General features: G+C 74.3%; 11 protein-coding genes and 3 pseudogenes. 6 read left to right on the forward strand and 8 right to left on the reverse strand.

What is annotated here, in order from left to right:
• Nucleotides 1-62: 62 nt before the first annotated feature.
• The 3 genes from ettA to AS857_RS18400 are packed head-to-tail and all read left to right on the forward strand — an operon-like array spanning nucleotide 63 to nucleotide 2952.
• Nucleotides 63-1727 carry an energy-dependent translational throttle protein EttA gene (ettA, locus tag AS857_RS18390; RefSeq protein ID WP_058044400.1) on the forward strand — a complete coding sequence of 555 codons (1665 nt, stop codon included), beginning with the start codon at nucleotides 63-65 and terminating at the stop codon, nucleotides 1725-1727.
• 2 nt (nucleotides 1728-1729) lie between these two features.
• The gene (locus AS857_RS18395) at nucleotides 1730-2191 is read left to right on the forward strand and encodes an acyl-CoA thioesterase (protein WP_058044401.1); all 462 of its coding nucleotides are present in this window, start codon (nucleotides 1730-1732) and stop codon (nucleotides 2189-2191) included.
• The gene (locus AS857_RS18400; protein WP_058044402.1) at nucleotides 2188-2952 is read left to right on the forward strand and encodes a DUF8010 domain-containing protein; all 765 of its coding nucleotides are present in this window, start codon (nucleotides 2188-2190) and stop codon (nucleotides 2950-2952) included. The genes AS857_RS18395 and AS857_RS18400 overlap by 4 nt, the downstream gene beginning before the upstream one ends.
• A 34-nt stretch (nucleotides 2953-2986) precedes the next feature.
• Here the strand turns inward: AS857_RS18400 and AS857_RS18405 are convergent, their stop codons facing one another.
• Complete coding sequence (locus tag AS857_RS18405; protein WP_058044403.1) at nucleotides 2987-3391, reverse strand: globin; 405 nt, start codon at nucleotides 3389-3391, stop codon at nucleotides 2987-2989.
• 84 nt (nucleotides 3392-3475) lie between these two features.
• On the opposite strand from AS857_RS18405, the gene AS857_RS18410 reads away from it, so the two are divergent.
• Nucleotides 3476-4459 carry a methyltransferase domain-containing protein gene (locus tag AS857_RS18410; protein WP_058044404.1) on the forward strand — a complete coding sequence of 328 codons (984 nt, stop codon included), beginning with the start codon at nucleotides 3476-3478 and terminating at the stop codon, nucleotides 4457-4459.
• Between the two features lie 29 nt (nucleotides 4460-4488).
• Here AS857_RS18410 and AS857_RS18415 read toward each other — a convergent pair whose 3' ends face one another.
• The 4 genes and pseudogenes from AS857_RS18415 to AS857_RS18430 all read right to left on the reverse strand — a co-directional run bounded on the left by AS857_RS18415 (nucleotide 4489) and on the right by AS857_RS18430 (nucleotide 10768).
• Complete coding sequence (locus AS857_RS18415) at nucleotides 4489-5547, reverse strand: FHA domain-containing protein (protein WP_058044405.1); 1059 nt, start codon at nucleotides 5545-5547, stop codon at nucleotides 4489-4491.
• A gap of 136 nt (nucleotides 5548-5683) precedes the next feature.
• Nucleotides 5684-7063, reverse strand: a complete 1380-nt coding sequence (locus AS857_RS18420) for a vWA domain-containing protein (protein WP_058044406.1) — start codon at nucleotides 7061-7063, stop codon at nucleotides 5684-5686.
• A 127-nt stretch (nucleotides 7064-7190) separates the two neighbouring features.
• The gene (locus tag AS857_RS18425) at nucleotides 7191-8507 is read right to left on the reverse strand and encodes a PP2C family protein-serine/threonine phosphatase (protein ID WP_058044407.1); all 1317 of its coding nucleotides are present in this window, start codon (nucleotides 8505-8507) and stop codon (nucleotides 7191-7193) included.
• Between the two features lie 3 nt (nucleotides 8508-8510).
• Nucleotides 8511-10768 (reverse strand): annotated as a pseudogene (locus AS857_RS18430) (serine/threonine-protein kinase).
• On the opposite strand from AS857_RS18430, the gene AS857_RS42395 reads away from it, so the two are divergent.
• Nucleotides 10704-11078 (forward strand): hypothetical protein, encoded by a 375-nt coding sequence (locus AS857_RS42395; RefSeq protein WP_144440880.1) that lies wholly within the window; start codon nucleotides 10704-10706, stop codon nucleotides 11076-11078. The pseudogene AS857_RS18430 and the gene AS857_RS42395 overlap by 65 nt on opposite strands.
• 10 nt (nucleotides 11079-11088) lie before the next feature.
• On the opposite strand, the gene AS857_RS18440 is transcribed toward AS857_RS42395, so the two are convergent.
• Complete coding sequence (locus AS857_RS18440) at nucleotides 11089-12435, reverse strand: hypothetical protein (RefSeq protein ID WP_058044409.1); 1347 nt, start codon at nucleotides 12433-12435, stop codon at nucleotides 11089-11091.
• A gap of 71 nt (nucleotides 12436-12506) precedes the next feature.
• A pseudogene (locus tag AS857_RS37840) lies at nucleotides 12507-13421 on the reverse strand (glutamate ABC transporter substrate-binding protein); the annotation flags it as partial.
• On the opposite strand from AS857_RS37840, the gene AS857_RS42400 reads away from it, so the two are divergent.
• Complete coding sequence (locus tag AS857_RS42400) at nucleotides 13419-13928, forward strand: transporter substrate-binding domain-containing protein (RefSeq protein ID WP_420823985.1); 510 nt, start codon at nucleotides 13419-13421, stop codon at nucleotides 13926-13928. The pseudogene AS857_RS37840 and the gene AS857_RS42400 overlap by 3 nt on opposite strands.
• On the opposite strand, the pseudogene AS857_RS18450 reads toward AS857_RS42400, so the two are convergent.
• Nucleotides 13903-14448, reverse strand: a pseudogene (locus tag AS857_RS18450) (transporter substrate-binding domain-containing protein); the annotation flags it as partial. The gene AS857_RS42400 and the pseudogene AS857_RS18450 sit on opposite strands and share 26 nt — an antisense overlap.
• Between the last annotated feature and the right edge of the window lie 112 nt (nucleotides 14449-14560).

The raw sequence follows: 14560 nt of genomic DNA on the forward strand, positions 1-14560 counted from the left end.
TGTATCTGCCCTCACGCGGCGGAGCCGCACATTGGCCCTTCTCGATTGCCGGACGGTTTCTCTTGGCTGAGTACATCTACACCATGCGCAAGACGCGCAAGGCGCACGGCGACAAGGTCATCCTCGATGACGTGACGCTGAGCTTCCTGCCCGGTGCGAAGATCGGTGTGGTCGGCCCCAACGGTGCCGGTAAGTCCACCGTCCTCAAGATCATGGCGGGCCTGGAGCAGCCGTCCAACGGCGACGCGTTCCTCTCGCCCGGCTACAGCGTCGGCATCCTGATGCAGGAGCCGAAGCTGGACGAGTCCAAGACGGTCCTGGAGAACGTCGAGGACGGCGTCGCGGAGGTCAAGGGCAAGCTCAACCGCTTCAACGAGATCGCCGAGCTCATGGCGACCGACTACTCGGACGCCCTGCTCGATGAGATGGGCAAGCTCCAGGAGGAGCTCGACCACGCCAACGCCTGGGACCTCGACGCCCAGCTGGAGCAGGCCATGGACGCGCTGGGCTGCCCGCCCGCCGACTGGCCGGTCGTCAACCTCTCCGGTGGCGAGAAGCGCCGCGTCGCGCTCTGCAAGCTGCTGCTCGAGGCCCCCGACCTGCTGCTCCTCGACGAGCCCACCAACCACCTCGACGCCGAGTCGGTGAACTGGCTGGAGCAGCACCTGGCCAAGTACGCGGGCACCGTCGTGGCGATCACCCACGACCGGTACTTCCTCGACAACGTCGCCGAGTGGATCCTCGAGCTCGACCGCGGCCGCGCGATCCCCTACGAGGGCAACTACTCCACCTACCTGGAGAACAAGGCCTCCCGTCTGAAGGTCGAGGGCCAGAAGGACGCGAAGCGCCAGAAGCGCCTCAAGGAAGAGCTGGAGTGGGTCCGCTCCAACGCCAAGGGCCGTCAGGCCAAGTCCAAGGCGCGCCTCGCCCGTTACGAGGAGATGGCCGCCGAGGCCGACAAGATGCGGAAGCTGGACTTCGAGGAGATCCAGATTCCGCCGGGCCCGCGCCTGGGCTCCATCGTCGTCGAGGTCAACAACCTCTCCAAGGCCTTCGGCGAGAAGGTTCTCATCGACGACCTGTCCTTCACCCTGCCGCGCAACGGCATCGTGGGCGTCATCGGCCCGAACGGCGCCGGCAAGACCACGCTGTTCAAGATGATCCAGGGCCTGGAGACCCCGGACTCCGGTTCGATCAAGGTCGGCGAGACCGTCAAGATCTCGTACGTCGACCAGAGCCGCGCCAACATCGACCCCAAGAAGACGCTGTGGGCCGTCGTCTCCGACGAGCTGGACTACATCAACGTCGGCCACGTCGAGATGCCCTCGCGCGCCTACGTCTCCGCGTTCGGCTTCAAGGGCCCGGACCAGCAGAAGCCGGCCGGCGTGCTCTCCGGCGGTGAGCGCAACCGCCTCAACCTGGCGCTGACCCTCAAGCAGGGCGGCAACCTGCTGCTCCTCGACGAGCCGACCAACGACCTCGACGTCGAGACCCTCTCCTCCCTGGAGAACGCCCTGCTCGACTTCCCGGGCGCCGCTGTGGTCGTCTCCCACGACCGCTGGTTCCTGGACCGGGTGGCCACGCACATCCTGGCCTACGAGGGCGACTCGAAGTGGTTCTGGTTCGAGGGCAACTTCGAGTCCTACGAGAAGAACAAGATCGAGCGCCTCGGCCCGGACGCGGCCCGTCCGCACCGCGCCACCTACAAGAAGCTCACCCGGGGCTGATCGTGGCGCGTCACCTCTACTCCTGCCCCCTGCGCTGGTCGGACATGGACGCCTTCGGCCATGTGAACAACGCGGTCTTCATCCGTTACCTCGAAGAGGCGCGGATCGACTTCATGTTCCGCCTGGCGCCGGGGGAGGGGAGCACGTCGTTCCAGGGCGGGTCCGTCGTGGCCCGGCACGAGATCGACTACCTGCGCCCCCTGGTGCACCGGCATGCGCCGGTGACCGTGGAGACCTGGGTGACGCGGCTCGGCGCCGCGTCCCTGACCGTCGCCTACGAGGTCAAGGACGAGGAGCACGTCTACGTCCGCGCCAGCACCGTCGTCGTCCCCTTCGACTTCGAGGCGGGCCGCCCCCGGCGGATCACCGCCGAGGAGCGGATGTTCCTGGAGGAGTTCCGGGACGCGGAGGAGGCCGGCGGCGGGCGCGGCGACGGGTCCCCCAAGGAGGCCGTCGCCGTATGACGGGGCTCCAGCCTCCGACCGGGCAGCGGCTGCGGTTCGCCGATGCCGGGGAGACGGCCGACCTGGTCGCCTTCCTGGCCCGGCTGATCCACTACGACCGGGCCGCCGCGGTCCGGCTGCAGGCCGCCGGCGGGGTGCTCGGCGTCTTCGGCCGCCCGCCCTCCTTCGAGGTGCTGGCGGTCCGCACGGCCCGGCTGGCCCACGGCGGGGCGCTGGACGTCACCGTCTCGGCCGGGCAGCTCGCCGACGCCCTGGACGCGGCACCCGCCGCGCCCTCGGGCGAGCTGGAGATCACCGTCCCCGGCGCCGTCACCGGCCCGCCCTGGGCCGGGGTGCTGCCGCCCCGCGGCGGCTGGCAGCGCGTGGAGGGCCTTCCCGGCCAGGAGGCCCTGAGGAGGGCGGTCGGCGCGGCGGTCGCGGAGTTCCGCGCCCGCGACGAGGCGCTGCCCGAGCAGCGCCGCACGCGGGTCGAGCGCGACCGCATCGGCCGCGAGATCTGGTCCCGCACCCTCGGTGAGACGGGGCTGCCGCTGCGCGCGGTTCACGCCGCGCAGTCGCTGGGCTTCCTGCGCCCTGTGCGCGCCGGTGCGGGCTCCGTGAGCAGCTCGTCCATGCCGGGCGCCCGCACGGGCACGGCCCTGGCGCCCGAGGCGCCGGTGGTGCTCTTCGCCGCGGCCGGCTGGCTGCGGCTGACCACGCCGTACGGCTCCATCGCGGTACGGACGGGCGGGATCTCCGGGCTGACGGTCACGCCCGCCTGAGGCCCGGGCCCCGCCCGGGCCCGAGCCCGGGAGCTCAGCCCTCGGTGTTCACCATCGACGCCGCCGCGTACGTGAGGTAGTTCCACAGCTGCTGCTCCAGCTCCGGAGCGAGCTGCAGTTCGTCCACCGCGTCGCGCATGTGCCGCAGCCACGCGTCGTGCGCGGCCCGGTCGACGGTGAAGGGTGCGTGGCGCATCCGCAGCCGCGGGTGGCCCCGGTTCTCGCTGTACGTCCGCGGCCCGCCCCAGTACTGCATGAGGAAGAGCACCAGGCGCTCCTCGGCCGGGCCGAGGTCCTCCTCGGGGTACATCGGCCGCAGCAGGGGGTCGCCCGCCACGCCCTCGTAGAAGCGGCGGACCAGGCGCCGGAAGGTCTCCTCGCCGCCGACCTGCTCGTAGAAGGTCTGCTCCTGAAGCGTGCCGCGCGGAATCTCAATCACCCCTCCATGGTCTCAGACGGACCGGCCGAGGACCGGCGATGTAGGACCTTCGCACGAACCGCGGCCGCGGCGCACAGTGGAGGCATGGGCGCTACCCATCTCAAGCGCGACATGGAGCTGTCCTCGGCGCTGCGGACAGAGCTGGTCGAGAGGCTGCGGGCGGCCGGGGAGCTGACCGACCCCCGGTGGCGGCGCGCCTTCGCCGAGGTGCCCCGGGAGCTGTTCGTCCCCGTCTACTACGCCGGTGCCGTCGCCGGCCGCCGGCGCCTCTCCGGCGGCGACCCCGACCCCCTGGGCCACGAGAACTGGCTGGTCGGCGCCTACGCGGACGAGCCGCTCGCCACCCGCGTCCGGGACGGCGAGCTGATCTCCTCCAGCAGCCAGCCCTCCCTGATGGCCATGATGCTCTCCGCCCTGAACGTCCAGGACGGCCACCGCGTACTCGAGATCGGCACGGGCACCGGCTACAACGCGGCCCTGCTCGCCCACCGCCTCGGCGACGGCAACGTCACCACCGTCGACCTCGACCCGGAGATCACCGCCGCCGCCCGCGACCACCTCACCGAGGCCGGCTTCCACCCGGAGGTCGTCACGGGGGACGGCGCGCTCGGCTGCCCGTGGCGCGCCCCGTTCGACCGGATCCTGGCCACCTGCGCCCTCTCCCGGGTGCCGCCCGCCTGGATCGCGCAGACGCGACCGGACGGCCTGATCCTCGCCCCGCTCGCCACCGGCCTGATCGCGTTGCGGGTCGCGGACGCCACGCACGCCGAGGGAAGGTTCCTGCGCACCCCCGCCTACTTCGTCCCGCTGCGCGGCGGTGCGGCCGCGCCGGTGCCCCGGATCCGGGGCCTGCCCTGCCGGCTGCTGCAGAGCGAGCGCTTCCGCTTCCTGCTGACGCTGACCGCCGGTGCGCTGGACCCGGCGGACGCCCACGCCGTCTGGCGCGCCGAGGGCCGCCCGGGGCGCGAGCGCTTCGGCGTCTCGGTCGCGGGCGACGCCCAGTGGGCGTGGCTGGATCACCCCGAGGGCCCGTGCAGGTGGCCGCTGGGCGGTACGCGCCGGCCCTGACGGGTCCTGGAGCCGGCGCCCGCGGCCCGTCAGCCCCGGTGCAGAGTGATCGTCGTCCACGCCCCCACGTGCACCCGGTCGCCGTCCTGCAGCGGCACGGGCACGTAGGGCTGGATCGGCGTCTCCGAGCCGTTGATGGTGGTGCCGTTGGTGGAGTCCTGGTCGACCACGGCCCAGCTGCCGTCGGGCTGCTGCACGAACATCGCGTGCTGGTGCGAGACGCCGGGGTCCTCCGGCGGGCGCGACAGGTCGATGTCCGGCGACTCGCCGGTGCTGTGGCGCCGCCGCCCGACCGTGACCTGGGGCCCGTTCAGCGGCAGTTGCAGCTCGGGGGAGTACGCCGGGAGGTTGAGCCCGGCGGCCTCGGGGCCGCTGCGGTTCATCATCGCCATGAAGTACTCGCGGTCGGGCGCCACGACGGCCGTCCACCCGGCCGGCGCGTGCTGCTGGGGCGCTCCTTGCTGCCCCTGCTGCCCCGGCACCCCGCCCGTCGCCGCGTGCTCGTACCCGTAGGGCGAGGCGGGCGGCGCCGTGGTCGTGCTCGGCGGGGGCAGCATCCAGTCGCCGCCGGCCTCGTCCGCGTAGACCGGCTCGGCATACGGCGAGGACGTGTGCGTCTCCGGAGTGAGCGGCTCGGCCGGGCGGTTGATCCGCGACGGGCGCGAGCCGTAGTACTCGTAGGACTGCGGCGGCTGGGTGTGCTGCGGCGGGGGCGGCGGGGCCGACTGCAGCCCCTGCGGGGACAGCGGAGGCGGCGGGCCGAACGAAGCCCCCGTCCGGGTCAGGAAGTTGTACCGGCACTCCTCGCAGAAGGGTGCCTGCGCCTCGCGGGGCGTACGGCAGTGCGGGCACAGCTCCGCCTGGACGGTCGTGTCCCCGGTGTGCCCGCCGAAGCCGTAGCCGGGCGCGCCCTGCGGGCCGCTCGGGGGCGGCAGGGGCGCGCCGGTGGGCGGAGCGGGGGGAGGCGGCGGGACGGCACCCGTGGCTCCGGCGGGGCCGGGCCGGTCGGGCGTCCCCGACATGCGGTGGCCGCACACCTCGCACCAGTCCTCGGCCGTCGACTGGTGGCCGTTCGGGCAGGTCGGCATGTCGGTTGATCCCCCTCGTGTGCCGTTCGTTGCGGGTCGTTGCCGGCGGGGCGGTGCCCAGCCGGCGGTTGCTTCCCAGGGTCGGGGCGGACGGTCCGCGCCGCGGCACACTCTGCGGCCGCCACGCCTCCCGGCGCTACTTCTTCACCCGTACGGTTTTCGTCGAGCGCGTTTCGAGGGTCATCTGGGCCTCCGCCGTGACCTTCGCCTTCAGCCGCACAGTACCCGTCGCGGCGTCCACCACGTCCACCACCTTGGCGAGGAGTTTCGCGGTGTCCTCGTTGCCGGAGCGGTTCGCCAGCTGGACGGCGCGGCCGAGCTTGGCCGTCGCCCCGTCGATGTCGCCCGACCGGCGCAGGTCCAGGCCCTGCTGGATGACCCGGGCCAGCTCGGCCTGGCCGGTGTAGTGCGCGACCTGGGGGTTGAGGGAGGTGGACGCGGCGAGGTCGTCCGTCCAGACCGCCCGTACGAGCCCTTGCGCCAGGACCTGCGGCGAGGAGCCCGCGGGAGCGGGCAGCACCAGCGAGACGCGGGCGGCGAGCATCTCCTCGCCCACCGCGGCGGCGGGCACCCGCACGCACAGGTGGTAGTCGCGGGACTCGTCGCCCCAGGAGCCGGTGGGGTAGTCGCCGATGCGCGGGCCGGCGTCCACGCGCCGCTCGGTCAGCGTCTCCAGGGACGGTGCGACCTGCTTGAGGAACTGCACCTCGGCGCCCTGCGGCGTCCACAGGCGCAGGGCCACGTCCGCGACCTCCTTGCCCATGGCGCTCTCCATCATCCGCGTGAAGTCGGCGGACAGCCCGGCAGGGTCGGCGACGATGTCGGCCGTGCCCAGCAGCGCCGAGGCGATGCCGGTGACCTCCTTGACCTCCCAGTCGGTGCCCACCCCGCGTGCGTCACAGGTGAACCGGCCCGCACAGACCTTCAGCGAGGCGCGCAGGGCGTCGGGCTCCTCGTGCTCGTTGCGGCCGTCGGTGAGCAGGATGCCGTGCCGTATCGGCGCCTCGGACGACTCCAGCAGCCGGTCGGCCAGGCGCAGCCAGGTGCCGATGGCGGTGCCGCCGCCCGGGGTGAGCCTGCGCAGGGCGTCCTTGGCCTGCTGCCGGGTGGTGGCGTCGGCCAGCGCGAGCCGCCCGCCGCCGGGGTAGGCCTCCTTCGCCTGGTGGGTGCCGGCCACGACGGCGAAGGCCACGCCGTCGCGCAGGGTGTCGATGGCGGCCGCCGTGGCGGCGCGGGCGTTGCGCATCTTGGTCGGCGGGTAGTCCATCGAGCCGGAGCAGTCGACCATGACGACCACGGCCGCGTCGGGGCCTGCGGCCCGCTGCCCGTAGGACGCCGGGGACTGATGGGGCACCAGGGGAGTCCGGGAGGCGAGCGGCGCCTCCGCCATGGTCCCTCCGCCCGTGGCGGTGACCGTGACGATCGCGTTGACCTCGCGCCCGCCTTCCGGCAGATGGGCGTTCTGGTACACCTCGACCGTGAACCGGTGCTCGCTCGGCTTGGAGAAATTGGCCATCTGATCCGCTCCTCGGTACTCCGTCCGTGCCATGGACACCCGGGCGGACCGGCGCGCGGCACCGCCGGGCCACCGGCGCGCATCCCCCCTGCGGGCACCTCCGGCGGCAGCCGGGGGAGCCCTGGTCTCAGGCCGATCCTGCCCCCTCGGGCGACAGCGGGAACGGCAGTACGGCCACTGTTACGTTGTCGTGGCCCCCTCCGTCCAGGGCGTGGGCCAGCAGTTGCCGGGCGCACTCCAGCGGCCGCGTCCTGGCGTCCGGCGGGGTGACCTCGGCCATCAGCTCGGCGGACTCGGCGTAGTTCCACAGCCCGTCCGTGCAGACGATGACCACGCCCTTGCGGTCGGGGTGGAAGGACGCGGTGTGCGGCTCGACCTCGTAGGCGTCCGCGCCCAGCCAGCCGGTGATGGCGTGGGCCCGCTCGTCGGCGTACGCCTCGGCCTCCGTCAGCAGACCCGCGGCGACCATCTGAGCGGCCCAGGAGTCGTCCTCGGTGAGCCGGGCGGGCTGGGTGGAACGGTCCTCCGGCACCCAGTAGGCCCGACTGTCGCCGACCCAGCCGACCGTGAGCAGGTCGCCCGTGACGACGGCCGTCACGATCGTGCAGGCGGGGGCGTTCTCGTGGCGGTGCGGGTCGTGCTGCAGCGGCCCGCGTGCCGGCGCGGCCAGCGAGTTGACCGCCTCGGCCGCCCGCATGATCGCGTCATGGGTGGCCTGCCGCGGATCCCCTCCCTCCGGCAGGGCCGCGACCAGCACCTCCCGTGCGGCCGCGCACGCCGCGGCCGACGCCTCGTCGGGGCGGGTCGCGGACGACACGCCGTCACTGACGACGGCGACGGTGGCCGGGGCCCCGTCGGCGAGGGCGATGGCGGACACGGCGTACGCGTCCTCGTTCCGGTGGTGGCGCAGTCCGCGGTCGCTGACCGCTGCGACGCCTGGCAACTGGTGCTCCATGTGATCCCGTTCGCGCGGCTGTGCATGCCCGCAGTGTTCGCAGTACCCGTCCTTGTCGATCATGCCGGATCGGCACGACCCGCAGATCCGCCCGGTGCCCTCGGGAGCCGGGTGGGCGGCGCCCTCCTCGGGCGGCGCCCCGGAGACCTCGTGCGCCGCCTGCGCCGGGACCCCGCCCAGCACGGCCCCGGTGCGGGGGTCGGGCGCGCCGGGGGCCGCCGAGGCGTCACTTCCCGGTGGCCGCGCGGGCTGTGGCGGGCCGTCGTCCGAGGGCGCAGGAGGCACGAGGGGAGCCCGTACGGCCGCCCGGGCGCCGGGGTCGGGCAGCGCGAGCCGGTAGTCGGACGGGGCGTCGCCGTCGTCGGGGAGGACCGGAGGCACCGCCGACAGGTCGGCGCCGCAGCCGCCGCAGAAATTGTCGGCCGGGTCCAGCGGTTCCCTGCAGGCGGGGCACGCCGTCAGTTGTGAGGGGCGCGGCACTTGCGACATCGATCACACCCATGTCCTGGGGCGGAAACGGTTTGCCCGCTCCACCAGTTCGATCCGTTCCTCGCCGCGCTGGGCCAGCCGGGCGAGCACGCGGTAGCTGCGCTCCAGCCCGAAGCGCAGCTCGCGCTCGTCCAGGCCGCGGCCCAGCAGCGCGCCCGGGCGGGCGGCCTGGGGACCGCCGCCCGGGCCGGGGGAGCCCGACAGCACCCAGTCCAGCGCGCTGCCCAGCACCTCCGTGGAGAGCCGCTCGCGGCGCACGGCGTCCAGCCCGAAGTCCGCCAGCCGCTCCACCTGGCCCGCGGCGGCCACCAGGTCCTCCAGCAGCGGCTCCTGCGGCGAACGCCGCCGCAGCCGGGCCCGCACCGCCGCGACCCGCGCCGCGGTGTAGTGGATGGACGCCTCCGGCACGGACTCCAGCGCGCGCACGGCGCCCCGGCGGTCCCCGCCGGCCAGCCGCACCCGCGCCAGCCCGAACGCGGCGCCGACGAAACTCGGGTCGGTCACCCACACCAGCCGGTAGTACTCGGCGGCGTTGTCGAGCTGCCCGAGGACCTCCGCGCACACGCCGAGCGCCAGCTTCGGGGCGGGCTCGCCCGGGAAGGCGTCGTAGACCGCGTCGAAGGACAGCGCAGCCGTCTCCTTGTCACCGCAGACCAGTGCGTGGAGCCCGCGGTACCAGACGATCCGCCAGTCGCCCGGGTGGGCGGCTTCGAGGCTCTCCAGTGCATGGGACGCCTGCGCCTCCTCGCCCAGTTCCAGCTGGGCCCGGATCCTGCGCAGCCGCAGCTCCGTCGACTCGGCGGGCGCGGCCTGCAGCGCGGCGTACACCTCGGCGGGCTGCGAGGCGAGCAGCCCCGCCAGGAAGCCCGCGTTGGGGTCGCCGGGGGCGACGAGCGGCACCGGCAGGGCCAGCGCCGCGGCCCGGGCGTCGAGCGGGGCGACGGGCGGGGCGACCGGCGGGGCGACGGGCGGGGCCGGCGGGGAGGCCGGCCCGACGGCGGGCCCGGTGGTGGGCGGTGCCGGCGCTGCGGGCGTGGCGGGGGCTGCGGGCGTGCTTCCCGGCGCTCCGCCGGGCCGCCCAGCGCCGAGACCTCGCTGTCGGCCTCCTCGAACAGCCGGGTGTCCACCACCCGCAGCTCCGGCCCGAACAGCGTGGACAGCGCCGGCCGCGGCCGGCCCGTCTGCAGTGCGACGACCTCCCGCAGCACCCCCGTCAGCTGGTCGGCCATCTCCTCGGCGGAGGCGAACCGCCGCGCCGGATCGGGGTCCGTGGCCCGGACCAGCAGCCGGTAGAAGGACTCGTAGCGGGAGAAGACCTCGATGTGGTCCGGGTCGGGCAGGCTGTCCCGGAAGACGTTCGTGTAGCCCTGGAAGTCGAAGGTGAGCACGGCCAGCGTGCGGGCCACCGTGTAGAGGTCGGAGGCGACCGACGGGCCCACCTCGGCGACCTCGGGGGCCTGGTAGCCCACCGTGCCGTAGATCGCGCCGTCCTCGTCGTCCATCCGCCGGACCGCGCCCATGTCGATCAGCTTGAGCTGGTCCTGCTGCTGGATGGCGTTGTCGACCTTGAAGTCGCAGTACAGCAGGTGGCGGCTGTGCAGGTGGCCGAGCGCCTCCAGCGCCTCGATGCCGTACGCGCACGCCTGCTCCACCGGCAGCGGATCGCGCCGCCCGTCCGGCGTCCGCCGCTCGTTGGCGATCTCCTTCAGCGACTTGCCGCCGACGTACTCCATGACGATGTAGCCGTCGAGGCTGCCGGTGCGCTGGTCGAGGTGCTCGACGAAGTTGTAGATGCGGACGATGTTGGAGTGCTCGATCTCGGCGAGGAAGCGCCGCTCGGAGACCGCCACCGCCAGGGCGTCCTCGTCGCCCGTGTCCAGCAGGCCCTTGAGGACGACCCAGCGGTCCGACACGGCCCGGTCGACGGCCAGGTAGATCCAGCCGAGCCCGCCGTGCGCCAGGCAGCCCGCCACCTCGTACTGCCCGCGCACCACGTCCCCGGCGCGCAGCTTGGGCACGAAGGAGTACGGGTGGCCGCACTTGGTGCAGAAGCCCTCCGTACGGCCCGGCCGGTCGCCGCGCGCCCGGCCCACCGGCGCACCGCAGTCGCTGCGGCTGCAGAACCGCTTGCGCTCGGGCACCTCCGGGTTGGCCAGCACCGCCGCCCGGGGATCCGGACGCGGCACCTCCGGCACCTTGACCAGGCCCGCGCCCAGCCTGCCGCGCCCCGACGACGACGGCCCCGAGCCCGCGCTGCGCACCGACACCGACCGCGTGCTCGCGCCCTCGGACCCCGGCAGCGAGCGCGACAGGCGCCCCGACACCGACCGCCGCGACGACGAGGAACGCGACGACGAGCGCGACGACCGCGAGGAGGAGCGGGACGACGAGCCCTGCGACCCCGCTCTCGCACCGCCCTCCGAGCCGCTGCCCGGCGAGCCCCCCGCCACCCCCGTGGCGGGGGAGGAGACCGTCCCGTTCGGCGACACGACCGGCGCCAGGCCGCACGTGTCGCAGTACAGCTCGCCGCCGCCGACGTCCTCGTACGAACCGGCGCACCCCGGCCGCTGACAGGCCTCGCTCACGCTTCCCCCCTCCGTCCCGCGGGCTGCTCCCCGGTGCCCGGCCGCGCCGACAGCGCCTCGGCCAGCGCCTGCTGATAGCGCAGGACCGCCTGTTCGGCGGCCACCAGATCGCACGGCGCGCTCCACAGCATGCGCCGCGCCGCGTCGTACCGCTCGATGAGCAGGGAGTCCTCGGCGAGGCCGTGCCGGGCGGTCTTCGCCTTGTACGCGTCCAGACGGCCGCGCAGCTCGGCGCGGACCGCCAGCGGGGCCGTCACCGCCGTCAGCGACTCGCGGGCGCGCAGCAGCTCCTCCTCCGAGCGCTGCTCCAGGCCCTCCAGGAGCGGCGAGAGCCGGTGCCACCGGGCGTGTCTGCGGTGCTCGGCGGCGGCCGACAGCTGCTCGTAGAGGGCCGTCGGCGGGCCCGAGACCGCCGGCACCACGGACGCGGCGATCTTCGACAGGACCTCGACGCGCGCCTGCCGGGCCTCGTTCAGCGTGCGGTCCGCGCGCGAGAGGACGTCGCGCACGCGCATCAGCCGCCGCTCGGCGTCCTGCCGGACGTCCAGCACCGCCTCGACCTCCCGGCGGACGTCCTCCAGGGCCCGCGCGGCGCGGTCGTAGCGCGTGGTGTCCGGGCGGCCGCCGCCCGGGGCCGAGCTGGGCGAGGAGCCGGCCCAGAAGGCGACCGGATCGGATATCACTTCGTCCCGCAGCGCGGCCAGTTCCCGGGTGATCTGCTCCAGGTCGTCACCGGAGGGGTGCTCGCCGGGCCGGACGCCCACCGAGTGGGCGAGGGAGCGGGTGCGCCCGAGCTCGGCGGCGAGCAGGTCGATGCGGGCGGGCAGCGCGGACCACACGGCGTCGGCGATCACGACGACGTCGAGGGCCCGGGCGTACCAGCCGTTCATCCGGTCCAGCAGCTCCTGCAGGCTCAGCTGCTCGCTGAGGCGCGCCGTCACGCCCGCCGTGCCCACCGCGCCCGGCGGGAGGCCCGCCGTGCCGAGCGCGGCCGTGCCGTGGCCGGGCAGGGTGATGCCGGAGCCGCGCAGCAGTTCGGTGAGCTCGGACAGCTCGCCCTGGGTGGGCCAGCGGCGCCGGGCGCGCAGCTCGCGGGCGGCGGTCAGGGCCGCGGTGTAGGCGTCGAAGTACGCCCACAGCTGCCCGATGAGGGCCTCGGCGGCCGCCCACCGGCTCCTGGTCTCGCCGGTGAGCTCCGCCCCCTCCAGCAGGCGCCGCCCCGCATGGTCCTGGAGGGCGAGCAGCGAGGATTCGACGGCCTCGTGCTCCGCGCCGAGCCTGGCCAGCGCACGGTCCACCTCCTCGCGGGTCAAGGCCGGCCCGGTGGGCTCCGCGACCGCCATCGATCCCCTCTCTCCTGTCCGCGGCGGGCGCCGCGGGCGTGTCCGTTACGGCCGTGCTCCCCGGCCCGCCGTCAGTCCCGGTACTTGGGCGCCGGCGGGGCGGTGATGCCCTTCAGGTCGGCGGCGAGCCACTTGTCGTACGCCTTCATCCAGAGGCTTCCGGCGCCGCCCGCGCGGTAGTCCTCCAGCACCTTGTTGACCCGGCGTACCAGGTCCGTGTCCGCGAGGTTCATCGCCACGCCGTACGGTTCGGTGGTGAACGGCTTTCCGACGAGTTGCACGGACGGGTCCTGCGCCGCCTGGCCGGCCGCGAGGGCCCTGTCGTTGACCACGGCGTCGACCTCGCCGAGCTGGAGCCGCACCAGGCAGTCGAGCTGGTTGGGGACCGTCAGCAGGGAGGAGCCGTGCGGCTCTTCCCGCACCTTGATCTCGGCCGTGGAACCCTCCGCCGTACAGACCTTCTTCCCCTTCAGCGAGTCGTCGAACGCGGTCACCGGTGACCCCTTGGGGACCATCACCTGCTGCCCGGACTCGAAGTAGGCGGTGGAGAACGCCACTTGTCCGATCCGTTCGCACGTGATGGTCATCGTGCGGGCGACGATGTCCACCTTGCCCGTCTGCAGGGCGGATATGCGCCGGCTCGTGGGGATCGCGAGATAGGTGACCTTGCCGGGGTCGCCGAGGATGTCCTTGGCGACGGCCCGTACGAGGTCGATGTCGAAGCCGCTGAGCTCGCCGTCGGCGGGGTTGCGGTAGCCCCAGCGGTAGCTGTTCTGGTCGACGCCCGCGATCAGCCGGCCGCGGGCCTTGATGCGCTGCACGGCCGCGCCGTCGGCCCCGCCCGCGGGCCGCAGGCTCGCCTCGGGGTCGGTGCACTGCGCGGGCGCCGCGGCGTCGGGGGCGGGCGCCGCGGGTGCGGCGGCCCGGGTGCGGGCGCGGGCTTCGGCGCGCCGGGGGCGGGTTCCGCCGCTCCGGCTCCCGGCATGCCCGCCCCTGCGGGTCCCGGCGCTTCCGGGCCGGGTGGACCGGGGGCTTCCGGTACCGGGTTCGGCTCGGTGGGGCGGGGGCCGGGCGGGTGGGGCAGGGGGGGGGGGCGGCCCCCCCCCCCGTCCCCCCCCGCCGCACCCGCCGTGCCCTGCGTCGGAGACGCCCCCGTCACCGCCGACGGCGAGCTCAGCGGCTTCGACATCGACCTCGTACGGGCCGTCGCCAAGGACATCCTCGGCGACCCCGGCAAGGTCACCTATCTCGCGATCCCCACGAGCCGGCGCATATCCGCCCTGCAGACGGGCAAGGTGGACATCGTCGCCCGCACGATGACCATCACGTGCGAACGGATCGGACAAGTGGCGTTCTCCACCGCCTACTTCGAGTCCGGGCAGCAGGTGATGGTCCCCAAGGGGTCACCGGTGACCCCTTGGGGACCATCACCTGCTGCCCGGACTCGAAGTAGGCGGTGGAGAACGCCACTTGTCCGATCCGTTCGCACGTGATGGTCATCGTGCGGGCGACGATGTCCACCTTGCCCGTCTGCAGGGCGGATATGCGCCGGCTCGTGGGGATCGCGAGATAGGTGACCTTGCCGGGGTCGCCGAGGATGTCCTTGGCGACGGCCCGTACGAGGTCGATGTCGAAGCCGCTGAGCTCGCCGTCGGCGGGGTTGCGGTAGCCCCAGCGGTAGCTGTTCTGGTCGACGCCCGCGATCAGCCGGCCGCGGGCCTTGATGCGCTGCACGGCCGCGCCGTCGGCCCCGCCCGCGGGCCGCAGGCTCGCCTCGGGGTCGGTGCACTGCGCGGGCGGGGCTTTCGGCACGGGCGCGCCGGAACCGGCATGCGCCCCGTCCGGGCCCCTGCCATGCGCACCGCCTCCCCCTCGTCCTCCCGTACCGGTCTCACCGGTACTCCGACAGCCTGCGGCCCACGCCGACGACGGCACCGGCGGAGTACCGGTGAGACCGGTACGGGAGGACGAGGGGGAGGCGGTGCGCATGGCAGGGGCCCGGACGGGGCGCATGCCGGTTCCGGCGCGCCCGCCCCCGGCGCGCCGAAGCCCGCGCCCGCACCCGGGCCGCCGAAGGCGCCGCCCGTGGGCAGCACGGCCGCGGCCGCCGCGGCCAGGGCGCACA

The sequence above is a fragment of the Streptomyces roseifaciens genome, assembly GCF_001445655.1.
Classification (GTDB): Bacteria; Actinomycetota; Actinomycetes; order Streptomycetales; family Streptomycetaceae; genus Streptomyces; species Streptomyces aureoversilis.

Coding starts and splice junctions, on each gene's coding strand:
- AS857_RS18400 (WP_058044402.1), top strand. CDS start 2,188: ATGACGGGGCTCCAGCCTCCGACCGGGCAGCGGCTGCGGTTCGCCGAT.
- AS857_RS18410 (WP_058044404.1), top strand. CDS start 3,476: ATGGGCGCTACCCATCTCAAGCGCGACATGGAGCTGTCCTCGGCGCTG.
- AS857_RS18415 (WP_058044405.1), bottom strand. CDS start 5,547: ATGCCGACCTGCCCGAACGGCCACCAGTCGACGGCCGAGGACTGGTGC.
- AS857_RS18420 (WP_058044406.1), bottom strand. CDS start 7,063: ATGGCCAATTTCTCCAAGCCGAGCGAGCACCGGTTCACGGTCGAGGTG.
- AS857_RS18425 (WP_058044407.1), bottom strand. CDS start 8,507: ATGTCGCAAGTGCCGCGCCCCTCACAACTGACGGCGTGCCCCGCCTGC.
- AS857_RS18440 (WP_058044409.1), bottom strand. CDS start 12,435: ATGGCGGTCGCGGAGCCCACCGGGCCGGCCTTGACCCGCGAGGAGGTG.
- AS857_RS42400 (WP_420823985.1), top strand. CDS start 13,419: ATGCCCGCCCCTGCGGGTCCCGGCGCTTCCGGGCCGGGTGGACCGGGG.